At 72.9% G+C, this 21,872-nt stretch carries 21 protein-coding genes and 1 other RNA gene; 7 read left to right on the top strand and 15 right to left on the bottom strand.

Translation table 11 applies throughout. The annotated features are described in order from the left end of the window. Nucleotides 1-75: 75 nt before the first annotated feature. On the bottom strand, nucleotides 76-255 hold the full coding sequence (locus DEJ20_RS08860) for an SPOR domain-containing protein (RefSeq protein WP_111023013.1): 180 nt from the start codon (nucleotides 253-255) through the stop codon (nucleotides 76-78). A gap of 149 nt (nucleotides 256-404) precedes the next feature. On the opposite strand from DEJ20_RS08860, the gene map reads away from it, so the two are divergent. The 3 genes from map to rnpB all read left to right on the top strand — a co-directional run bounded on the left by map (nucleotide 405) and on the right by rnpB (nucleotide 2,560). Next, complete coding sequence (gene map, locus DEJ20_RS08855) at nucleotides 405-1,268, top strand: type I methionyl aminopeptidase (protein WP_071403965.1); 864 nt, start codon at nucleotides 405-407, stop codon at nucleotides 1,266-1,268. Between the two features lie 41 nt (nucleotides 1,269-1,309). Beyond that, complete coding sequence (gene ppgK / locus DEJ20_RS08850) at nucleotides 1,310-2,059, top strand: polyphosphate--glucose phosphotransferase (protein WP_027465446.1); 750 nt, start codon at nucleotides 1,310-1,312, stop codon at nucleotides 2,057-2,059. A 140-nt stretch (nucleotides 2,060-2,199) separates the two neighbouring features. Beyond that, nucleotides 2,200-2,560, top strand: an RNA gene (gene rnpB, locus DEJ20_RS08845) — RNase P RNA component class A. Nucleotides 2,561-2,781: 221 nt separating this feature from the next. Here the strand turns inward: rnpB and DEJ20_RS08840 are convergent. The 10 genes from DEJ20_RS08840 to DEJ20_RS08795 form a co-directional block, all read right to left on the bottom strand. Continuing rightward, entirely contained in the window at nucleotides 2,782-3,516 is a 735-nt protein-coding gene (locus tag DEJ20_RS08840) for a zinc ribbon domain-containing protein (RefSeq protein ID WP_027465445.1), read from the bottom strand. 2 nt (nucleotides 3,517-3,518) lie between these two features. Continuing rightward, the gene (locus tag DEJ20_RS08835; protein WP_111235933.1) at nucleotides 3,519-4,364 is read right to left on the bottom strand and encodes a Nif3-like dinuclear metal center hexameric protein; all 846 of its coding nucleotides are present in this window, start codon (nucleotides 4,362-4,364) and stop codon (nucleotides 3,519-3,521) included. 130 nt (nucleotides 4,365-4,494) lie between these two features. Continuing rightward, nucleotides 4,495-5,610, bottom strand: a complete 1,116-nt coding sequence (locus DEJ20_RS08830; protein WP_111235934.1) for a hypothetical protein — start codon at nucleotides 5,608-5,610, stop codon at nucleotides 4,495-4,497. Nucleotides 5,611-5,717: 107 nt separating this feature from the next. After that, the gene (locus tag DEJ20_RS08825; protein ID WP_111235935.1) at nucleotides 5,718-6,323 is read right to left on the bottom strand and encodes an RBBP9/YdeN family alpha/beta hydrolase; all 606 of its coding nucleotides are present in this window, start codon (nucleotides 6,321-6,323) and stop codon (nucleotides 5,718-5,720) included. Between the two features lie 64 nt (nucleotides 6,324-6,387). Further along, nucleotides 6,388-7,371, bottom strand: coding sequence for a helix-turn-helix transcriptional regulator (locus DEJ20_RS08820; RefSeq protein WP_111235936.1), 984 nt, complete (start codon nucleotides 7,369-7,371; stop codon nucleotides 6,388-6,390). A gap of 130 nt (nucleotides 7,372-7,501) precedes the next feature. Then, nucleotides 7,502-7,915: an ATP-binding protein gene (locus tag DEJ20_RS08815; protein ID WP_111235937.1), complete on the bottom strand. Its 414-nt coding sequence runs from the start codon at nucleotides 7,913-7,915 to the stop codon at nucleotides 7,502-7,504. Beyond that, nucleotides 7,915-8,250, bottom strand: coding sequence for an STAS domain-containing protein (locus DEJ20_RS08810; RefSeq protein ID WP_017886068.1), 336 nt, complete (start codon nucleotides 8,248-8,250; stop codon nucleotides 7,915-7,917). Before DEJ20_RS08810 ends, DEJ20_RS08815 begins: the two co-directional genes overlap by 1 nt. Before the next feature lie 59 nt (nucleotides 8,251-8,309). After that, complete coding sequence (locus tag DEJ20_RS08805; protein WP_258377208.1) at nucleotides 8,310-9,503, bottom strand: multidrug effflux MFS transporter; 1,194 nt, start codon at nucleotides 9,501-9,503, stop codon at nucleotides 8,310-8,312. A 180-nt stretch (nucleotides 9,504-9,683) separates the two neighbouring features. Then, nucleotides 9,684-12,341, bottom strand: a complete 2,658-nt coding sequence (locus DEJ20_RS08800; protein WP_111235939.1) for a phosphoenolpyruvate carboxylase — start codon at nucleotides 12,339-12,341, stop codon at nucleotides 9,684-9,686. A gap of 163 nt (nucleotides 12,342-12,504) precedes the next feature. Next, complete coding sequence (locus DEJ20_RS08795; RefSeq protein ID WP_111235940.1) at nucleotides 12,505-13,197, bottom strand: biliverdin-producing heme oxygenase; 693 nt, start codon at nucleotides 13,195-13,197, stop codon at nucleotides 12,505-12,507. A gap of 84 nt (nucleotides 13,198-13,281) precedes the next feature. Between DEJ20_RS08795 and DEJ20_RS08790 the strand changes: the two genes are divergently transcribed. Continuing rightward, complete coding sequence (locus DEJ20_RS08790) at nucleotides 13,282-14,127, top strand: siderophore-interacting protein (RefSeq protein ID WP_071244536.1); 846 nt, start codon at nucleotides 13,282-13,284, stop codon at nucleotides 14,125-14,127. Nucleotides 14,128-14,810: 683 nt separating this feature from the next. Next, nucleotides 14,811-15,377 (top strand): GIY-YIG nuclease family protein, encoded by a 567-nt coding sequence (locus tag DEJ20_RS08785; RefSeq protein ID WP_181431593.1) that lies wholly within the window; start codon nucleotides 14,811-14,813, stop codon nucleotides 15,375-15,377. A gap of 47 nt (nucleotides 15,378-15,424) precedes the next feature. Here DEJ20_RS08785 and DEJ20_RS08780 read toward each other — a convergent pair whose 3' ends face one another. From DEJ20_RS08780 to DEJ20_RS08765, 4 genes are all read right to left on the bottom strand, one after another. Continuing rightward, on the bottom strand, nucleotides 15,425-16,975 hold the full coding sequence (locus DEJ20_RS08780) for a GMC family oxidoreductase (protein ID WP_111235941.1): 1,551 nt from the start codon (nucleotides 16,973-16,975) through the stop codon (nucleotides 15,425-15,427). After that, nucleotides 16,972-18,357, bottom strand: a complete 1,386-nt coding sequence (locus DEJ20_RS08775; RefSeq protein ID WP_181431594.1) for an alpha/beta fold hydrolase — start codon at nucleotides 18,355-18,357, stop codon at nucleotides 16,972-16,974. The genes DEJ20_RS08780 and DEJ20_RS08775 overlap by 4 nt, the downstream gene beginning before the upstream one ends. A gap of 82 nt (nucleotides 18,358-18,439) precedes the next feature. After that, complete coding sequence (locus tag DEJ20_RS08770) at nucleotides 18,440-19,438, bottom strand: putative endonuclease domain-containing protein (protein ID WP_111235943.1); 999 nt, start codon at nucleotides 19,436-19,438, stop codon at nucleotides 18,440-18,442. A gap of 113 nt (nucleotides 19,439-19,551) precedes the next feature. Continuing rightward, entirely contained in the window at nucleotides 19,552-19,803 is a 252-nt protein-coding gene (locus DEJ20_RS08765) for a DUF4287 domain-containing protein (RefSeq protein ID WP_111235944.1), read from the bottom strand. Between the two features lie 154 nt (nucleotides 19,804-19,957). Between DEJ20_RS08765 and DEJ20_RS08760 the strand changes: the two genes are divergently transcribed. Together DEJ20_RS08760 and DEJ20_RS08755 are read left to right on the top strand one after the other, a co-directional pair. Beyond that, on the top strand, nucleotides 19,958-21,073 hold the full coding sequence (locus tag DEJ20_RS08760; RefSeq protein WP_111235945.1) for an amino acid ABC transporter permease: 1,116 nt from the start codon (nucleotides 19,958-19,960) through the stop codon (nucleotides 21,071-21,073). Continuing rightward, a complete protein-coding gene (locus DEJ20_RS08755) occupies nucleotides 21,073-21,846 on the top strand; it encodes an amino acid ABC transporter ATP-binding protein (RefSeq protein WP_111235946.1) in 774 nt (257 codons plus the stop codon). Before DEJ20_RS08760 ends, DEJ20_RS08755 begins: the two co-directional genes overlap by 1 nt. The last annotated feature ends 26 nt before the right edge of the window (nucleotides 21,847-21,872 follow it).

Here is a 21,872-nt window from a genome sequence, read left to right as displayed (position 1 = left end):
TAGTGGTCCGGCGGTGTGCGCGGGGCCGTGCGACGCGCCGTCACCAGGGCGTCGGCGGGGCGCCGGCCGCGGTGCTCAGCGGTCCTCGGCGTCCCACTTCTCGTTGTTCGCGGCGATGCGGTCGAGCGCGTGCTGCGCCTCCTCGCGCGTCGCGAACGGGCCGATCCGGTCGCGCTGCGGCGACTGCGGGCCCTGCTCGACCTGGCCGGTCTTGTCGTTGAACCACCACTGGGACTCGATGCGTTCTTCGCTCATGCCGCCCACCGTACCCACGTCACCGCCTGGAGGCCCGGTGCCGGTCCGGCGGACCGGCACCGGGCCTCCAGGCAGCCACGCCCACCCCGTCCGGCCGCACCGTGGGGCGGTTGCGCTCGGCGCGTCGGGCCGCGGCTAGAGTGGTCCGCATGCCCCGGGACGAACACGGACACCTGACCGCCGGCCGCATCTCCCCGCACCGCGCCGTCCCGAAGGACATCGAGCGTCCGGAGTACGTCGGGAAGGTCGAGCCCCACGAACACGGTCTCGGTGACACCTACACACCGGACGAGGTCGAGCGCATCCGGGTCGCCGGACGCATCGCGTCGCAGGCCATCGACGCCGTCGGCGAGGCCATCCGCCCCGGTGTGACCACCGACGAGCTGGACCGGATCGGGCACGAGTTCGTCGTCGCGCACGGCGCCTACCCCTCCACGCTCGGCTACCGCGGCTACCCGAAGTCGCTCTGCTCGAGCCTCAACGAGGTCATCTGCCACGGCATCCCCGACGACACCGTCCTGCAGGAGGGCGACCTCGTCAACATCGACATCACCGCCTACAAGGACGGCATGCACGGCGACACGAACCGGACGTTCGTCGTCGGGCAGGCAGCGCCCGAGGTTTCGGACCTGGTCACCCGCACCGAAGAGGCACTGCGTCGCGGCATCAAGGCCGTCGCCCCGGGCCGGCAGGTCAACGTGATCGGTCGTGCCATCGAGGCGTACGCGAAGCGCTTCGGCTACGGCGTCGTCCGCGACTACACCGGGCACGGCGTCGGTCGGGCGTTCCACTCCGGCCTGATCATCCCCCACTACGACGCACCGCAGTACGACACGGTGATCGAACCCGGCATGGTGTTCACCATCGAACCCATGCTCACGCTCGGCGGCATCGAGGCCGACATCTGGTCCGACGACTGGACGGTCTCGACCCGTGACAAGTCGTGGACCGCGCAGTTCGAGCACACCCTCGTCGTCACCGAACGCGGCGCGGAGCTCCTCACCGTCTCCTGACCGGACACCTCCGGCAGGCAACCGAAAGGCACGACAACCTCATGACCTCCCTCGCAGTCGGCGTCGACATCGGTGGTACGGGCATCAAGGGCGCGATCGTCGACGTCGCGTCCGGCGCCCTCACCACGGACCGCATCAAGAAGGCCACGCCCGAGGGCGGGAAGCCCCAGGACATCACGGCGGTCGTCAAGGAGATCATCGGCGAGCTCGCCCCCGGTGACGACGTCCCCGTCGGCGTCTGCTTCCCGGCGATCGTGCGGGACGGCAAGACGATGTCCGCCGCGAACGTGTCGAAGAAGTGGATCGGCTTCGAGGCCGAGGCACTGTTCGAGAAGGAACTCGGCCGCTCCATCCACTTCGTCAACGACGCCGACGCCGCCGGGTTCGCCGAGCAGCAGTTCGGCGCGGCCAAGGGCAAGGACGGCCTGGTCATCGTGACGACGCTCGGCACCGGCATCGGCACCGCGCTCATCAACGACGGCGTGCTCATCGTCAACTCGGAGCTCGGGCACCTGGAGATCGAGGGGCACGACGCCGAGTCGCGCGCCTCGTTCGCCGCCAAGGAGCGCGACGACCTGTCGTGGAAGCACTGGGCGAAGCGTCTGCAGAAGTACTACTCGACGCTCGAGGCGCTGCTCTCCCCCGAGCTCTTCGTCGTCGGCGGTGGGGTCTCGAAGCAGTACGAGGAGTTCCTCCCGCTGCTCGACCTGCAGGCCGACATCATCCCCGCGACGCTCCGCAACAACGCCGGCATCATCGGCGCTGCGACCCTGGCAGCGCGCAGCGTCTAGTCCGGGTCGGCATACCTGGTCGAATCGGGCGTACCTGGTCGGAACTTCCGACCAGGTATGCCCGTTCTCATCAGGTGCCCGCCCCGTCGGGCACCCCTCGCATCGGGCGCCGCGGAGCCGGGTAGACTCGCCCCAGCGAATGGGTCGGTGAGACGGTCGCGTCGCTCCCCCGGGAGCGCCGAGGAACGTCCGGGCTCCACAGAGCAGGGCGGTGGGTAACACCCACCCGGAGCAATCCGCGAGACAGTGCCACAGAAAGCAGACCGCCGGCGGAGACGCCGGTAAGGGTGAAACGGTGGTGTAAGAGACCACCAGGGGTCCGGGTGACCGGATCCGCTCGGTAAACCTCGCCCGGAGCAAGGTCAGACAGAGGACGTTGAGGCTGCTCGCCGAGTCCTCGGGTAGACCGCTGGAGGCCGACGGCAACGTCGGTCCGAGAGAGATGGCCGTCACCGCCGTGCAAGCGGCGGGACAGAACCCGGCGTACGGCCGGCCCATTCGCCCCCTTCTCCGTGCCGCAGGCCTCCCGTCAGGCGGGCGCGCGTGGTCACGACTCCCCGCTCAGGTTCGCCGAGTGGTCACCAACTGTCGGCCGGCAGGGCCTCAGCCGACGGTTCGTGCCCGCTCGGCGCGACGCACGCGACGCGTTGTGACCAGCCCACGACGGACAGGAGGCGCGGTGCCGGCGGGCACCGCGCCTCCTGTCCGGACGTCGCTCGCGTCTACAGCCCGGACTCGGCCGTCCGCACCAGGATCGCGTCGCTGTCGGGGCACAGCACCACGTCGTCGGGCGCAGCCCGGCGGATGGTCTGCAGGTCGGAGTTGTTGAGCGCCACACCCGAGGCCGTCGACACGCCGCCCTGCAGCAGCGAGGCACCGAAGCCGTAACGGGCACGCTGCCGGTCGTACAGGGCGAGCAGCTCGGCCGGCACCTTGGCAGCGACGTCGGCGCGGGCCTGCTCGGCCGACTCGCGGTCGGCCGTGAGCCGGGCGATCTCCGCGTCGCGCTCGGCGACCAGACCACCGCGGGCGGCCTCGACGTCGGCGAGCTTGGCCTCGATGTCGCCGACCCGGGCGCGGAGCCCGTCGAGGTTCTCCATGATCTCGAGTTCGGCGGTCTCGAGGCCGCCGATGCGCCGCTGCAGCGAGTCGAGCTCACTCTGCAGTCCGGCGGCGTCCTTCGCGTTCGCGACGTTCTGCAGCATCGTCGTGTCGCGCTCGACGCGGGCCTGCGCGACCGCGGTGTCGGACTCCAGGCGGGCGAGGTCGCGCTCGGCGTCCTCGACCTCGCCGGTGGCGGCGACGAGTTCGCTCCGGAGCGCCGCGGCCTGCTTGCTCAGCTCGGTCAGCTGGTCGCCCTTCTGCAACGACGTGATGCGGTGCGCGATGCGCGTGACGTCGTTGTCGAGACGCTGGACGTCGAGGAGGATGACCTGGTCCTCGGGTGCTGCCTTCATGGTCAGGCTCCTTCTGTGGGGGTGGTGGGTTCGGCGGCCGGCAGGACGGCGAAGTCCCACGGGTCGGTGCGGAGGTCGCTCACGGTGACGCGGACCCCGGCCCGGGTGCGCAGCTGCTCTGCGGCGACGTCGAGCCAGAGCCACTCGGTGGCCCAGTGCGAGGTGTCGATGAGCGCCGGCCCGCTGCCGAGGAGCGCCTGTTCGCGGAACTCCGAGGCCGGGTGGTGCCGCAGGTCGCTCGTGATGTAGACGTCGGCGTCGAGCACGGCGGGGTGGCCGAGCAGCGAGTCGCCCGCACCCGCGCAGAGCGCCACGGTGCGGACGGGCTGGTCGAAGTCGCCGGAGACGCGGACCCCGGTCGCGGTGGGCGGCAGCAGGTCGACGAGCTTCCGGGCGAGGGCGCCGAGGGTCGTCCCCTCGGGCAGCACCCCGACTCGGCCGATGCCGGTGTCGGGGTCGGCTCCGGCGTCGAGCGGGCGCTGCTCGGTGAGCCCGAGGCGGTCAGCGAGGACGGCCGAGGTGCCGGTCGTCACGACGTCGGCGTTGGTGTGCGCCGCGAGCAGGGCGCTGTCGCCACGCAGGAGGGTCGCGAGGACGCTGCCCTTGTAGGTCGACTCGGCGATCGTCGTCACCCCGCGGAGCAGCAGCGGGTGGTGCGTGAGCAGGAGCCCAGCACCGAGTTCGACGGCTTCCCGTGCGGTGGCGGGGACCGCGTCGACGGCGAGGTGCACGTGCTCGACGGTCGCGTCCGGGTCGCCGGCGACGAGCCCGACGGAGTCCCACGACTCGGCACCGGCGGCGGGCCACAGGTCCTCGATCACGGCCTGGAGTTCGCGGAGCGTCGGCATCCCGTCAGTGTACCGAGGCGACCGCCCCGCACGGGGCAGCCGGTCCGTGTGGGGTGATCCGGGCCTCCAGGCAGTGCGGCCGGAAGCAGTGCGCCGGAAGCGGTGCAGCCGACAGCGCCGCGGCCGCGGGTCAGCGACGACCGAGCAGGCCGAGCAGGCGGTCGACGAGTCGCGACCACCAGCCGGCCGGGGCCGGCGCTGCCGCCGTGTCGGTGTCGGCGGCGGTGTCGGTGTCGGTGTCGGCTCCCGTCGCGTCCGCGACAGGAGCCGGGACGACGGGTGCGGCGACGGCGTCAGGCAGGACGACCGGCGTGCTCGCGGTGACGCCCTGGTGCGCGGTGAGCGCGGCGGCGAAGGCCGCACGGTCGATGACCGTCGGCCCGGTGGCGGGCAGGACGAGCGGGGTCGGTCGCGTGGCCGCCGACACCGGGGACACGGCCGGGAGGCCCAGCACCGGCCGGACGGGTTCGTCGCGTTCCGGGGTGACGAGTTCCACCACCGGCGCGGCTTCCGCGGTGGGTGCGGGTGCCTGCGCTGCTGCGGGGACGCTCCGTGCTGCGCGGGTCGGCACGGGGGCCACCCGGGTGACGAGCGCCACGGGCGCGGTCGCTGCGCGGCGGGCTGCGGCGCGGTCGCGGCGGTCCGCCTCGGCGGCGGCATCGGTCAGCAGGTCGGCGAAGACGGTGTGGGCGAAGGCGCGGGCGGCCGTCACCTCGGGGTCGTCGGAGTCGGCGACGGTGGCCTCCCACGCGGCGAGGCGAGCCAGGTCCTCGTCACGGCGGCGGACCTCGTCCTCGAGCAGGACGATGCGCTCGATGCTGCTGCGGCCCGTGGACGAGGACACCTCCACCGCGAGGTCCTCGATGCGCAGGGCCAGACGCTCCGGCGGCTCCGGGAACGACGGGGCGCAGACCGCGGCGTGGCGGGCGCGGTCGCGGCGGAACGCGGGGGCGGCGGGTGTCGACGGGATCGTCTCGTCGACCGGTGCCGGGGTGGCGACGTGCGCCGGAGCGGTCGTCGGGTCGACGGTCGTCGCGGCGGGGGCCGTCGCGTCGACGGTCGCTTCGTCGGCGGTCGAGGTGCTGCTCGCGGCGTGTCCGGGGCGCTGCACGGGGCCGGTGACGGGCGGGACGACGAGGTCCGGCACGTACGGGGCACGGGTCGCCGGTGCGTCGCGGAGCCACTCCTCGAGCTCGCGGCCGAACGGGTCCACGAGCGGGGTGCGTGCGCCGGACTGGGTCTCCATGCTCGAAGGATAAATATCGCGTGGGCCGAAACGCGGGACATCGCCGGAGTGTCGCTGCACCGCCTGCCATATCGGCGCGGAGTTGAGTGGCGTGTCGAGCCCCGTGGTCACCGAGGTTGGCGGAGGCCGTCCTCGAACACCCGCAGCAGTTCCCGTCCCGCGGGCCAGGCACCGACGCCACTCGCGACGTTCACGTGCCCGAGGGCGCCGACACGGACGACGTCTGCGCTCATCGCGTCGGCGAACACGAGGGCCCGGTCCGTGTTGCAGTACGGGTCGTCGTCGCTCACGACGAGGCGCGTCGGGACCTGCTGGGCCGGGGGCACCGAGCGCGGTGCCACGAAGCCCGATGCCTCGTCCGGGAACGTGTCGCCGAGCGGGTCGGGCGGGGCGACGAGGAAGGCACCGCCGACGAGCGCGGGAGCACCCGCCGTGGTGGCGAGCCAGTCGGCGACGGCCAGGACACCGAGGCTGTGGGCGATGAGGACCGGGGGCTCCGCGCACGAGGCCACGGCCGTCGAGATCGCGGCGCGCCAGTCGTCCGAGTCCGGGTCGCTCCACGAGGTGGGGGCGATGCGGACGGCGGCGCGCTGCTGCTGGTGGTCGTGCTGGTCGCGCTCGTCCTGCTGCTCCCGCTCCCAGACGGACTGCCAGTGGTCCGGGTCCGAGTTCCAGATGCCGGGGACGATCACCCACGGTCGCGGTCTGCTCACCCGGGCAGCGTAGCGAACCGGCGAGGCGCCGTTCCGGAGTGTGACGTGCGGCGCCCTGCCCGGCTCAGAGCTGCGGAACCGCGCCCCGGGGTTGCTGCAGCGTGTCGCGCGGGTACTGCCCGAAGCGCGATGCGTACGCCGCCGAGAACCGGCCGAGGTGCGCGAAGCCCCAGCGCAGCGCCACGCTCGCCACGGTCAGGTCGCCCGCCGACGCGCGTCGGAGTTCTTCGTGCACGCGGTCCAGGCGGATCCCCCGGAGCAGCGCGTTCGGCGCCGTGCCGACCTGCCGCTGGAACGCCTGCTGCAGCCCCCGGACGCTCAGGCCGACGTGCTGGGCGACGTCGGTCGTGGTCACGGGCGTGTGGGCGAAGGCGTGCATGAACTCCACGGCCTCGCGGACGCGACCCGTGGCTCCCTGTGGCAGCGCGACGTCGGGGGCGATGGAGTCGTGCGGGAACGTGTCGAGGAACGCCAGCGCGGTCTCACGAACGGTCTCGGCGAGGGCCAGCGCGGTGAGTGGTGCCGGGCCGAGCACGATCGCTGCGGCTCGTTGCACCCGGGCGTTCCAGGCGCGGAGGTCCTCCGGCCGGGGCGCCGCGGTGTGGTCGAACACGAGGGGGCCGGGCCGGGTGCCGTGCACCTCGGCGGCGACGCCCTCCAGGTACGTGCGGTCGAACTGCACGAGGCTCTGGCGGACGTCCTGCAGGTCGAACACGAACGGACGCCGCGTCGGGAACACCCGTGGCGTCCCCGGTGCGAAGTCGACCTCCTGGCGACCGACGTCGACGCGGCCACCGCCGTCCGACGTCCACATCACGACGTACTCGTCGGGGACCTCGACCTCGCCCTGCATCCGCCCGTCGAACCGGGTGGAGCGGAACGTCATCGTGTCGTCGCCGACGACCTGGAACCGGTACGCGAACGGACGATCGGTCCGGGACGCCGAGAACCCCGTGCTCTCGTAGGCCTCTTCGTACAGTTGCACGGCCGCGTCGAGTCCGGTGCCGGACGTCTCGAACCGGATCCGGGGATCAGGCTCGACAGTCATCGCGCGAATCGTGACACGGTGTCCAGGATGCGCGGCAATCGGCGATCCGTCATTGCGGTTTACGGCCCACGGAGTGCGCTGGGCGGACGACCGGTGCGGCGCCGTCGATGCGCGACGGCCGTGCTCCCGCTCAGTGCCGGGAGCGCAGCACCGTCCAACGGTTCCGTTCGGCGACGCGTTCGTACCGCAGGTCGTCGACGACCATGCGGACGAGGGCGAGCCCGCGACCACCCTCGGCGAAGTCGTCGGGCAGCACGGCGGCGTCCGGATCCACCGTGGCCGCGACCCCGTCGTCGGACAGCAGCGCCTGGAAGCGCTCGTCGCCGATCTCGAGCCGGAGCTCGCACGACACACCGTTCGGGCGAGCGCCGTGCTCGATGACGTTCGAGGTGAGTTCGACGAGGGCGAGTTCCAGGGCCATCCGGTCCTCGGCGGCGACGGACGGCTCGTGCTGCCACACGCCCGCGAGGAAGTCGTGCACGGCCGACACGTCGTCCGGAGGGCACGCCAGTGCGAGCATGTGCTCGGCGACGGGGGCGGTCATCACCAGTCGGTCACCGCGGCGTCCCCGTCGGGGTACGTCCGCAGGATCTTGTCGATGTTGGAGAGCTTGAGCACCATCTGGACCTGTTCCGACGGCGCCGCGATGCGGAGGTCGCCGCCGGCCTGCCGCGCGGTCTTCAGGCTGCCGACCAGGGCGCCGAGGCCGGAGGAGTCCATGAACTCGACCCCGGAGAGCTCGACCACGAGCCGCGATCGCCCGTTGCCGACGATCTGTGCAACGGTCTCGCGGAACGTGGGCGCGGAGACCATGTTGAGCCGGCCGCTGCACTCCAGGACGGCGGTGTCGGTCTCCGCCTCGTGTACGACGATGTCCATCTCGGTGGGTCTCCTCAGATCGGTGCGCCTTGCAACCAGCAACCTACCGGCTCCGACCCTCAGTTGTGGGACCGGTTTCGCCGCGTCGCCGTCACCTGCACCACGACGGCCGCGGCCATCAGCGCTGCCATCACCCCGCCCATCGCGAGTGCGGTGCCGCCGAGGGCTCCCGCGAGTGGGGTGCCGAGACCGCCGATGCCGAAGGTGAGGCCACCCTGCAGCGCGGCCGCGGTGCCCGGGTGCGCCGAGCCGACGTGCTGCGTGCGGGTCATCGCCGCCGGCAGGACGAAGCCCCACGCGGCCGTCACGACCGCGAGCGCGCACCACACCGGCACCGGCCCGAGTCCGAGGAGCGCCGACACGAGCACGGCCGTGGCCCCGACCGTCCCGACGACCAGGCCCAGGGTCAGCAGGGCGTCCTCGGTGAACCGTCCGACGAGCCGACCGAACAGCACCGTCGTGACGATCATCATCGACGCGTTCGTGGCGAAGACCAGCGTGTACAGCCCCTCGGAGAACCCGAACTCCGACTGGAACACGAACGAGCTCGTCGCGATGTAGGCGAAGAACCCCACCGTCGACAGCACCCCGCTCAGCACGTAGGCCCGGAACCGCGGGATCGCCAGGAGCTCGCGGATGCGCTGCCCGTTGGCCGCGAACCCGACGCCGCCGCGTCGCTCCGGCGGCAGGGTCTCGCGGAACCGCAGCACCACGGCCACGAAGAACACGGCGCCGAGCACGGCCAGCACGACGAACATGAGCCGCCACGTGCCGACCGTCAGCACCGCTCCCCCGGCCAGCGGGGCCACCACGGGTCCGACCGCGTTGATGGCCGCGAGCGTGCCGAACACCTTCGCCATCCGGGTGCCGCTCGTCACGTCGGACACCATCGCCCGACCGGCCACGGCCCCCGCAGCACCGGCGAGTCCCTGGGGGACGCGGGCCACCACCAGCGTCGCGACGTCGGGGGCGAGCGCGAGGGCGAACAGGGCGGTCCCGACGACGAGCATCGGCCGACGACCGATCCCGTCACTCACCGGTCCGACGAGCAGCTGGCCGACCGCGAAGGCCACGAGGAACGCCGTGAGCGACAGCTGCACGGCGCCCGGCGTGGTGCCGAGGTCGCGTGCGATGGCCGGGAGCGCGGGGATGTACATGTCGGTCGCGAACGGCGAGACCCCGACGATGAGCGCCAGCGGCACGATCGGGGGCAGCACGGTCGTCGTCGGTCCCAGCCTGCGCTCCGTCGTCACCTCGGACACGCTACGCGTCCCCGAATCGATTCGACGGGCACTTCGTGAGCAGGAACGGTCGGGTCGCGGTGCCGGAGGCGACCGTTGCTGCTCACGAAGCGCGGCCCGGGACGTGCGCGCGGACGGACGGGAGGCCCGGTGCCAGCTGGCACCGGGCCTCCCGTCCGTCGGGTGGGGGCGTCAGCCCGTGTTCTGCAGGCCGGCGGCGATCCCGTTGACGGTGAGCAGCAGGAGCCGGTGGTCGGCGTCCGTCGGGTCGGTGCTGCCGGACGTGCGGATGGCGCGCAGCGCACGGAGCTGCAGGTGCGACAGCGCGTCGACGTACGGGCTGCGCAGGCGCACGGCGCGGGCGAGGACGGGTCGGTCCTCGAGCACGTCGCTGCCGCCGGAGACGCGGAGCACCCAGTCGCGGGTGCGGACCATCTCGTCGAGCACCTTCGCGGCGAGGTCGTCACGGTCGGCGAGCTCGAGGTACCGGCGGGCGATGTGCTCGTCGGTCTTCGCGAGCGACATCTCGACGTTCTTGATCATCGCGGCGAAGAGCGGCCACTCGGCGTACGCGGCGCGGAGCACGTCGACGTCGCCGACGGCCTCGAGCGCGGAGCCGAGCCCGTACCAGCCGGCGAGGTTGATGCGCGCCTGCGTCCACGAGAAGACCCACGGGATGGCGCGGAGGTCCTCCAGCGACTCCACCGACAGTCCACGACGGGCCGGGCGGGAACCGAGGGGCAGCAGGCCGATCTCCTCCATCGGGGTGACCCGGGCGAACCACGGCGCGAAACCGTCGGCCTTGACCAGGTCGTAGAAGGCGACGCGCGAGACGTCGTCGAGCTGCTGGGCGAGGTCGGCGAACCGGGCGGCCGCGGCGGCGGTGCGCGCCTCGTTCGAGGGCGACGACGCGAACAGCGTCGCCGAGGCCATCTGCTCGAGGTGGCGGGCCGCGATGTCCTGGTCGCCGTACTGGGCGAAGATGACCTCGCCCTGCTCGGTGAGCTTGAGGCGACCGTCGATCGACCCCGGCGGCTGCGCGAGGACGGCCTCGTTGGCGGGACCGCCACCGCGGCCGAGCGAACCGCCCCGGCCGTGGAACAGGGTCAGCTCGATGTCGTTGTCTCGGGCCCAGTCGGCGATGCGGGCCTGGGCGTCGTACAGCGCCAGGTTCGCGGACACCGGGCCGACGTCCTTCGACGAGTCCGAGTAGCCGAGCATGACCTCGAGCCGACGGCCGGTCGCGGCGAGGCGTCGCTGGAACGCCTCGGTGCGGACGGCCTCGTCGAGGATGTCGACGCTGGCGTGCAGGTCGGCGAAGGTCTCGAACAGCGGGATGACGTCGAGCACCGGCGCGGCCTCGGCGGACCCGAGTGCGGCGACCGCGAGTTCGTGCACGTTCGCCAGGTCCGCCGGGGACTGCGTGAAGGACACGATGTACCGGTTCGCCGCGCGGACGCCGTAACGGGACTGCAGCCCGGCGATCGTGCGGAAGACGGCGAGGACCTCTTCGGTGGTCTCGCTCAGTTCGCCACCGGCGCGGATCTCGGCCAGGGCCGTGCGGTGCACCTGCGAGTGCTGGCGGACCTCGAGCTCGGCCAGGTGGAACCCGAAGGTCTCGACCTGCCAGATCAGGTTCTGCAGCTCGCCGTTCGCCGGGCGGATCGCGCCGGCGGCGATGAGCGACGCCTGGATGGTGCGGAGGTCTGCCAGCAGCGCCTCGGGGCCGTCGTAGGCCAGCGGCGTGGTGCCGGTCCGGGTGGCGTCGATGCGCGCGGCGACGAACAGGAGCGCACGACGGTGGGTCTCGTTCGGTGCTCGGACACCGATGCGCTCGGCGATGCCCGGGTCGAGGGACTCCTGCGCGGCGACGAGGGCGGTGAGGCCGGCGTCGGCGGGGGTGTCGCTCGCGTCGAGGGTCAGGGCGCTGCCGATGCGGGTGGTCGCGCGGGCGAGGCCGAGCAGGATGTGCTCCGCCGCGATCTCGGCGGCCTGGCGGGTGACGTCGGCCGTCACGTGCGGGTTGCCGTCGCGGTCGCCGCCGATCCAGGTGCCGAAGCGCACGAACGCGGGCGCGATCACGGAAGCGCGGCCGGCGTCGTCGCCCTGCAGCCGGTCGTCGAGCAGGCGGTACACCTGCGGGACGATCTCGAACAGGGTCTGGTCGAACACGCTCATCGCGGTGCGGACCTCGTCGAGCGGGGCCGGCCGGGTCGTGCGGAGCGGCGAGGTGCGCAGGAGGGTCGTGATCTCCTCGAGCAGGCGGCGCTCGTTCTCGGCGCGGGCCGTCGCGTTCCGGGCGCGGTCGCGCTCGTCGATGAGGTCCGTGATGCGGCGGACACCCGTGGTGACCGCGCGGCGGCGGGCCTCGGTCGGGTGGGCCGTCAGCACCGGGTGGAACCGCAGGGTGCGGAGGCGCTCGGCGGCCTCGGCCTCGCCGACCTCGGCGACGAGCTCGGCGTAGGTGGCGGGGAACGAGTCGCCGGCCACACCGCCGTCGTCACCGCGCTGCCGGAGGACCCGCACGCGGTGGTGCTCCTCGGCCAGGTTCGTCAGGTGGAAGTACGTGGTGAACGCCTGTGCCACGGCCTCGGCGCGTTCGGCCGACATGCCCGAGACGATCGCCTGGGCACGCGCTGCGCCCTCGGCGTGGTCGCCCTCGTAGGCGTCGATCACGGCGGCGCGCAACGACTCCACGTCGTGGAGCAGTTCGTCGCCCCCGTTCTCCCGCAGCACCCGGCCGAGGAGGTTGCCGAGGTACCGGACGTCGGCGCGCAGGTCACTGTCGACCGCACCGCTGACGTCGTCCCGCGCGCGCTCGTGGCGTGCAGATCCGTCGATCGCCGTCATGGAGTCCTTTCCGGGTCGTCCGGGAGGCTGGTCCCGGGTCCCAGCAGCGTATCGGCACCCGGGGGCGCATGACGTCGACCGTCCGGACGGACGCGGGGCCGGGCGGAAGCGCGCAGCCGCTGCGGGGTCGGGGGGTCCGGCCGCGGGGACCGCCGCTGTGCGGTCAGGCCGTGACGGCGGCGACCGTCGTGTCCCTCGGCTCCTGACGGAACGGAGCACGGCGGGCATCGAGGCCGGCGAGCAGCCCCCGGTTCAGCTCGTAGGCGAGCTCGACCTCGGCGATCACCCGCTCCTGCTCCTCGGCCGTCCAGGGCGCGGCGTCGAGCTGGGCCCGGTAGGTGTGCTCGAAGTCGCTCGGGTCGGCGACCTGGTCGAAGATGTAGAAGAGGACACCGTTCGTGTCGAACCCGAACCGCTCGGCCAGCACCTGCCCGATGACGTGCCCGCCGGACACGTCACCGAGGTACCGCGTGTAGTGGTGTGCGACGAAGCCGCCGGGCCACTCCGCCGCGACCTCGTTGAGGCGTCGCACGTACGCGGTCGTCGCGGGCAGCGGGCACACCAGCTCGGGCCAGTCCGGGCCGATCAGGTACTCGAGGTCGGCACGGATCGCCGGCATCCGGGTGAGCTGCGCGGTGACGAACGGCGCCGCCACGGGGTGGTCGGCCATGCGTTCCGCCGCCCGCTCGAGCGCGTCGTACACGAAGGCGTACTGTCCGAGCAGGTCCGCGTAGTCGGCGACGTCGCAGTCGCCGCCGAGCAGGTCCTGCATGAAGCCGCTCGTGGCCGAGGCACCGTGCGAGCGCCGCGTGCGACGCCGCAGCAGCTCGGAGAACGGGATGACGGTCGAGTCCATGAGGTAAGGCTAACCTTAGTGCTGCGCGCGTCAAGCAGGGATCACCCAGGTGGCGCCGAACCCGCGAGAGGAAGCTCCCCCACGATGAGCTCGAAACCCAAACGCCCCCAGCACGTCTTCGTCGTCGACCGCACCGAACGGCTCTCGCCCCACATGGTGCGCGTGCACCTGGGCGGCTCGGCCTTCGAGGACTTCGTCGCCCAGGCCGACCCCGACCGGCTCGGCTCGACCGACAAGTACGTCAAGCTCCTGCTCGCGAAGCCGTCGCTCGGACTCGTGCCGCCGTACGACCTCGAGGCCCTGCGCGAGACCCTGCCGAAGCACGACCGCCCCGCCCGCCGCACCTACACGGTGCGCGCGGTCGACCACGCCACGCGGACCATCGCGATCGACTTCGTCGTGCACGGCGACGAGGGCCTCGCCGGTCCCTGGGCAGCGTCCGCGCAGCCGGGCGATCGACTCGCCCTGTCCGGGCCCGGTGGTGGCTACGCGCCCACCACGGACCCGGCCGTCACGCACGTGCTGCTCGGTGACGACAGCGCCCTGCCCGCGATCGGCGCAGCACTCGAGTCGATGCCCGACTCCGCCACCGGGGTCGCCCTGGTCGAGGTGGCCGGGCCCGCGGACGAGCAGGACCTCCGGCACCCGGCCGGGGTCGACCTGCGGTGGCTGCACCGGGACGCCACCGGCGCCCAGCCGGGCACGCTCCTGCTGGAGACAGCCCGCGGGCTGCCGCGTGCCTCCCGGCCGGTCCAGGTCTTCGCGCACGGCGAGCGGACCGCGATGAAGGCGATCCGTCGGCTGCTGCAGGACGACTGGGGGCTGGAGAAGCGCGAGATGTCGTTGTCGGCGTACTGGGCGCTCGGTCGCGGTGAGGACGAGTTCCAGGAGGAGAAGCGCGAGCCCGTCGGGGTGATCTTCACCGATTGACGGCGGCCTGCGTGCCTGTTCTTTCCCAGAGCGGGCGCGATGGCTGGTGGAAACGGGCGTACCTCGTCGGAAGAACGGACCAGGTACGCCCGTTCTCGGTCGGCACGCCCGTTCTCGGTCGGTACGCCCGATCTCGGGCGGTACGCCCGTCGGCCGGGGCGCCCGGTTCCCGCAGGTACGCCCGTTCCTTCCCAGAACGCGCGCGATGGCTGGTGGAATCGGGCGTACCTGGTCGGAAGAACGGACCAGGTACGCCCGATTCGACCAGGTACGCCCGATCTCGGTCGGCATGCCCGTTCTCGGTCGGGGCGGCCGGCGGCCGGGCGCGCGGTACCCGCAGGTACGCCCGATCCTTCCCAGAACGCGCGCGATGGCTGGTGGGAACGGGCGTACCTGGTCGGAAGAACGCACCAGGTACGCCCGATTCGACCAGGTACGCCCGTTCTCGGTCGGCACGCCCGGATCGGCCGACGTGCGGGGCACCCGGTTCCCGCAGGTACGCCCGATCTTTCCCAGAACGGGCGCGATGGCTGGTGGGAACGGGCATACCTGGTCGGAAGAACGGACCAGGGACGCCCGATTCGACCAGGGACGCCCGATTCGACCAGGGACGCCCGATTCGACCAACGCGCAGGGGCCGGGAGGCCCGGGGCACGTCGGTGGGTCGGGCTAGCGTTCGGCGCATGGTCACCTCCTCGTGCTGCGTGCCGGGTTGCGCGGGCGTGCTCGCGGACGGGCTCGCGGGCGTCCCCCTGTGCGGCGCGCACGTCGCGTTCGTCGCCGACCTCGCGGCCGAACACCCCGGCATCGAGGACGCCCTGCCCGGCCCGTGCCCGACGTGCGGGTCACGGATCGGGGTGCGGTACCCCTCCGGTGTGGTGTGCGCCCGGTGCGAGTGGCGGTGGGGCGACGTGCCGGACGGTGACCTCGCTCCCCCACGGGTCGACGTCGTCTACTACCTGCGGATGCGCGACGACTTCGGCGACCGCATCAAGATCGGCACGACGATGAACCCCCGGCAGCGGCTCGCGGCGATCCCGCACCAGGACCTGCTCGCATTCGAGCGCGGTGACCGGACCCTCGAACGCCGACGGCACGCCGCGTTCGCCGCCAGCCGGTACCCGGGTACCGAGTGGTTCAGGGTGACGCCGGAACTCCTGGCCCACGTGGACACCGTCGCCGCCGGCGTCGACGACCCGTGGGACCTGCACGCCCGGTGGACGAGCGAGGCGCTCGCGCTGCGGGGCTGAGCCGTGCCCGGGCGGTCGGCGCGGGTTCAGCCGGTCGGGGCGCCGGCTCAGGCCGCCTGCAGCATGCGGTCGGCGGTGCGGAGCGAGAGCGCCATGATCGTCAGCGCCGGGTTCGCGATGACCGCGCTCGGGAACACCGAGTTGTCGGCGATCCACAGGTTCGGGACGTCCCACGAGCGGCCGTCCTGGTCAACGACGGAGCTCTCGCGGTCCGTGCCCATCCGCGCGGTGCCGATGGTGTGCGCCGTACGTTCGAGCACCCGGACGTCCTGACCGCCAGCGGCCTCCACGATGGTCGTCATCGTGCGGACCGCGTGGCGGCGGATCGCCTCTTCGTTGGAGCCCGGGGTGAACGAGACCCGGGCACGCGGGACACCGTGCTCGTCGAGTTCGTCGGTCAGCTCGAGCCGGTTGTCGTCGTACGGCAGGCACTCGGCGTTGATGCCGACGCCGGCCGAGAACGGGTAGTCCTGCAGCGCCCGGACGAGCTCGGCACCGCGGAGTCCGCCACCCCGGACCAGCGAGGTCGCGAAGGTCTGCGGCTGCACGCCCAGGCTCTGGATGAGGTAGCCGCCCGCGAAGTCGGCGTCTGCCGGTCGGACAAAGTCCTCGGTGATGATCGACGACGGGTACCCGCGGTACGAGCGCATCGACTCGTCGAACCGCGCCCACACCTGGGTGGCTCCGTGCGCCGTGAAGTTCCGGCCGACCTGCCCGCTGCCGTTCGCGACACCGGTGTGCAGCAGCAGTCGCGGCGTCTCGACACCGCCCGCGGCGAGGACGAGTGACCGGCAGCGCTGGCGGTGCTCGCGCCCGTCGGCGGTGTACAGGACCGCCTCGACCCGTCCCGCCGCGTCGAGCTCGATGCCGTGCACGAAGGACTCCGGGCGGATCTCGGCACCGAACGCCACGGCGGCGGGCAGGTAGGTCGTGTCCATCGACACCTTCGAGCCGTTGCGGCAGCCCTGGTGGCAGGAGCCGCAGGACACGCAGGCCTGGCGCAGCCCGTGGTGTTCCTGGTGCCGGTCCTCGGTGGTGAGGCCGACCGGGGCGTCGGTCGCGGTGATCCCGGCCGCCGCGGTGCCGCGCATCATCATGTCCGACGAGGCGTTCCGGGCCGGCGGGCGCATCCGGTAGCGACGGGACGGGTCCCACGGGTAGTGCTCGGGGCCGGCGACACCGACGTCGTGCTCGACCTGCTCGATCCAGCCGGTGAGCTCGGCGTGGCTGATCGGCCAGTCCTGCCCCGCGCCGCTCTCGGTCCGCAGCCGCAGGTCGTGCTCGCTCGGCCGCGGCGTGAACGCACCCCAGTGCAGCGTCGAACCGCCGACGCCCGTGCCGCTGTTGTTCGGGCCGAAGGCCGTGGGGGCTCCGCCGCCGCTCAGCCGCTCGTCCATCCAGTTGATGTCACCGGGGGCGGCGACCTCGTCCGGCACGTGGTCGCCCGGCTCGGTGTTGCGGCCGGCCTCGAGCGCGACGACCGTCAGGCCACGGCGCGCCAGCGATGCGAGGAGCGGTGCTCCCCCGGCCCCGGTGCCGACCACCACCACGTCGACGACGTCGTCCGTGCCGTACGTGCGTTGTCCGTCGAGTCTCATCGTGCTGCTCCGGTCGTCGGTGCGGTGTCCATCGTGGCGGCGGTACCGGGGCCGGCCGGGGCCTCGGGTTCCCAGGCCTCGCGCTCGCCCGCCGCGAGCAGCTGGAAGCCCTGCTTGCGGACGCCGTCACCGCCGTTGGCGTAGCCGTCGAAGTCGATGGCGGCCATGGTGGCGGGGTGTGCGAGCCAGTGCTTCACGAGGTCGACGCTGGCGTCCTCGAACCACGCGCGCAGCTGCTCGGCGTCGAGATCACCGTCGGCGCGGTACCGCCCGGCAGCCACGGACTCGAGGGCCTGGTCGAGCACGCCGTCGCGGGCGGGTGCGGCGAGCACGTCGAGCGCGGCACGGTAGGCCTCGGCGTCCACCGGCAGGCCGTCCGGCCGCCAGCCGTCGCCGAGCCCCGCGGCCAGCTGCGCGTCGACCCGCAGTGCCAGGTCGACCTGGTCGGTGCCGGGCTGCGGGACGACGATCCGCGCGACGGCACGCAGGGTGTCCAACTGCGTCGGCGTCAGCGCGTGGGGTGCCGCCGACGGGTCGTCGGGCAGGGCCCGCTGGGCCAGCAGCCCCCGCGTCCGGGCGCTGACCCGCGGTGAGGCGATCACGCGGGCGTGCTCGACGGGGACGACCGGGGAGCCGGTAACCCGGCGCTGCCAGAAGTCGCGGATGCGCTCGGCCACGGCCTCGGGCTGTTCCCAGGGCAGCAGGTGGGCGGCGCCGTCGACGACGTGGAGCTCGCTGTTCGGCCAGTGCGGCAGGGTCAGGCGACGCTGGGCGTCGGCATCGAGGTCGCCGTCCTCGGCGCCGGCGAGCACCAGGGCGGGCACCGGGTTCGGTGCGGCGTCCGACCAGTCCTCGCGGCTGCCGCGGGACAGCCAGTCCGTCCAGGCCGCGGGGTCGGTCCGCTCGACGTCCTGCACCGCCGCGATGTGGCGCGCGGGCGCCAGGGGTGCCGCGGTGTTGGCGGCGATGAACTCCGCGGCGTCCTCGGCGCCGATCGGGCCACCGGCAGCCCACGACAGCATCGTCCAGCGGCGGTCGTCGTCCATCGGCTCCGGGGCGAGCGGGGACGCGGCGAGGAGCACGACGGCCCGCAGCCCGAACAGGCCGTTCGCGCCGGAGATCGTACGGTCGGCCACCACCGTGGCGACCTTGCCGCCCATCGAGTGCCCGAGGAGCATCCACTCCGTCGAGCCGCTCGCCCCGATCGCGCTCTCCACCAGGACGGCCATCTCCTCGACGGTGGTGCCGGACGACGCCGGGCTGCGACCGAAGCCGGGCAGGTCGATGCCGATCAGGTCGAGTTCGCCGACGAGTTCGGCGCGCAGCAGCGCGAACTCCTCGGAGCTCGCGCCGAGGGCATGGAGACAGAAGGCGGTGGTCACCATGTATACCTACCGGCCGCTCGCGACCGCTCCCAGCCGGGTCGTACCCCGTCGCACCGCGCGTGTACCCCGATCGGCGGCGTCACCGGGCGTACGCGTCGACGAACAGCGCGCCCCGGAGCTCGCGCAGGGTGTCCGCCAGCCGGTCGACGGTCCGGCCGGAGATGCCCGAGACCTGCAGGTCGTACGGGCCGAGCGCCGGCAGCCGTCCGGTGCGGATGCGGACGACCTCCCACCCCACGGCGCGGACGGCGCGGTCCTTCTTCCGGTCGGTCTCCTGCCGCGGTCCGACGTGCTCGAGTCCGTGCCGACCGGTGGAGTCGTACTCGATGGCGACGCGGAGCTCGGGAAGGATGATGTCCGGCCAGGCCTCGACGTGGTCGAAGAACGGCCGGTCGAGTCGGATGGCGGAGTGGTCGTAGGTGAACGCGAACCGCTCGGACAGCATGCCCCGGAGTTCGGCTTCGACCGCCGAGGCCGTCGCCGGGGCGCAGACGCTCGTGAACGATTCACCCGACGGCAGCCGCGGGGTCTTCGGGCAGATCGTGCGCGGAGCGGACTGGGCGGCCCGACGGGGTGCACCACCGGCCGACCCGGCCGACCCGGCCGACCCGGCGACGGGCCGACGGGACCGGGAACGGCTCGACGCGACGGCTCCGGCCGGGACCCCGCGCACCGGAGCCGCCGGCAGCGTCTGTCGTCCGGAACTCCGGACGACCCGCTGCGGCACGGGTACCGCCTGGGGCCAGTCCGACGGCAGCACCGGCCACCGCTGCGGCTGGGCCTGCACCGCACACTCGGGGCACCAGACGGAGCGGCGGCGTTCACGGCCCGGGCGGGACCGCTGTTCGGACGGGGTCGCGACGAAGACGTGCCCGACGTCGCACTCCCAGGTGAGCAGGACCTCGGCCGCCGGGGGGACCTGGGTCAGGACGACGCCGTGGTTCCAGTCGGGGTGGTACTGCCGGATGAGCACCGGGTACGGCGCCCAGTCGGCGCGGAACTGTCCGACGGCGTACGGCACCGCTTCGCCGCGCGACCACTGTCGGCGGCGCCACCACGCATCGACGGGTTCGGCCACGCCCCCACGCTAGGAACGACCACCGACACCCGCCGCACCACGCGGCGCGACCGACACCGCCGCACCACGCACCGCGACCGACACCGCCGCGGCACCACACCACGCAAAACCGCTCAGGGGGCCAACGCGTGCTTCACGTAGGCGACCAGGGCGTTCGCGTGCCCGTGCCCGAGGCCGTGCTCGGCCTTGAGCCACCCGACGACCTCCATGTGCTGGTGGTCGTCGAGCCGGTCCGCGACCAGGTCGAGCCACTCCTGCACCGGGCGCCCGTACGTCGTCTCGATGCTCGGGAAGTAGGACGCCGGACCCTTCACCTTGGTGCCGTCCGCCGGGGGCACCGGGGCGGTCACACGATGCGCTGTCATGGCGCAACGGTAGCGCTCCGTCGGCCGTCACGGAACGTCACGCAGGACACCGTTTCGTGACGCCGCGTTGCGCCGGATGGCCGGGTGTTGCGTCGCGTGGCGGGGTGTTGCGCGAGGCGTTGTCGGTGCCGCCCAGGCCTCCTACGGTCGCGACATGACCGAGACCACCAGGGCCCCGCAGTGGGAGGCGACCAGCGTCGACGACGCGGGCCGGACGACCGGGGCGAGCCGCGCCTCCAGGCCGGAGACCGCGACCATCGACGCGGCCGGACACGCCGCACTCGACCGTTCCGTCGTGCCGTTGCGGCACCCGCTGCGGTGGATCGCCGCGGCCCTCGTGCTCGTCGTGCTGCTGAACTTCGGCGAGACGCTGTTCACGAACGAGCAGTGGGGCTGGCCGGCCGTCGGCAAGTGGCTGTTCAGTCCGGCGGTCCTGACCGGCCTGCAGCTGACGCTCACCGCCACCGCGCTGAGCGCCGTGATCAGCTTCGCCGGCGGGATCCTGGTGGCCATCGCCCGGCTGTCGCACAACCCGGTGCTGTCCGGGCTGGCGTGGGGGTACGTGTGGCTGTTCCGGTCGGTGCCGCTCATCCTGGTGCTGGTGTTCCTGTACAACCTCGGGTCGCTGTACCCGACCATCGGCATCGGGATCCCCTTCGGGCCGCAGTTCGAGGTGCCGACCGCGAACCTGCTCGGCGACCTGGCGATCGGGGTCATCGGGCTGAGCCTCAGTGAGATCGCCTACGCGTCCGAGATCGTCCGTGCCGGGGTGCTCGCCGTCGACCACGGCCAGCACGAGGCCGCGCAGGCACTCGGGCTCCCCCGTCGCCGGCAGTTCGTGCGGGTGATCATGCCGCAGGCGCTGCGGTCGATCGTTCCGGCGTTCGTGAACCAGGTCGTCGGTCTGCTGAAGGCCTCGTCGCTGCTGTTCTACGTGTCGCTGCTCGACCTGTTCGGCGTGGTGCAGAACCTGTCGAGCACGTACCCGGGCGACATCATCCCGCTGCTCGTCGTCGCCACCATCTGGTACCTCGTGCTCACCAGCGCGGTCTCGATCGTGCAGTACTACGTCGAGCGGTGGACGGCCCGCGGGTCGGTCCGTGCGCTGCCGCCGACACCGTGGCAGCGGGTGCGGAGCGCGCTGCGGGCCGGCGGGACCGGACGTGGTCCGGGACGGCCTGGAGGCGCGGGTCGCCGCACACAGGCAGCCGCCGCCGAGCGCGCGGTCGCGTCCGGGTCTGCTTCCACCGTCGACGACAGGAGCATCTGATGAGCGCCGCCATCGCGATCCACGGAGCCGTCAAGGCGTTCGGGGACAGCGTCGTCATCGACGGCATCGACCTGTTGATGCCGTCCGGCAGCGTGACCGTCGTCCTCGGCCCCTCCGGTTCCGGCAAGTCCACGCTGCTCCGGGCGGTCAACCACCTCGAACCGCTCGACCGCGGGGTCGTCACCGTCGGTGACGAGCCCATCGGGGTCCGCCTGCGCACCGGCCGCGACAGGGTCCCGCGCTGGAAGGAGCTGCCCGAGCGGCACATCCTGCGGCAGCGTGCCCGGATCGGGTTCGTGTTCCAGCACTTCAACCTGTTCCCGCACCTCACCGCGCTCGAGAACGTCGCCGAGGGGCCGATCGCCGCCGGGGTCCCCGTCGCCACGGCCCGAGCGCGGGCTCAGACCCTGCTCGAGCGGGTCGGACTCGGCGACCGCGGCTCCGCCCGCCCCCGGCAGCTGTCCGGCGGGCAGCAGCAGCGCGTCGCGATCGCCCGGGCCCTGGCGCTCGAGCCGTCGGTGGTCCTGCTCGACGAGCCGACCTCGGCGCTCGACCCGGAGCTCGTCGGCGAGGTGCTCGGGGTCATCCGGGGGTTGGCGGACACGGGCACCACGCTCGTCATCGTCACGCACGAGATTGCCTTCGCCCGCGAGGTCGCCGACCACGTCGTGTTCCTCGACCACGGGCGGGTCGTCGAGCAGGGGCCGCCGGCCCAGGTGCTCGACCACCCGCAGCACACCCGCACGCGCGACTTCCTGTCCCGCGTCCGCTGACCCCCGACCCCCGATCCCCGCACGCA

It is taken from the genome of Curtobacterium sp. MCSS17_005 (assembly GCF_003234225.2).
Lineage (GTDB): Bacteria > Actinomycetota > Actinomycetes > Actinomycetales > Microbacteriaceae > Curtobacterium > Curtobacterium flaccumfaciens.
The sequence above is the reverse complement of the archived record's forward strand: the minus strand, read 5'-3'. Positions and strand labels throughout refer to the sequence as shown.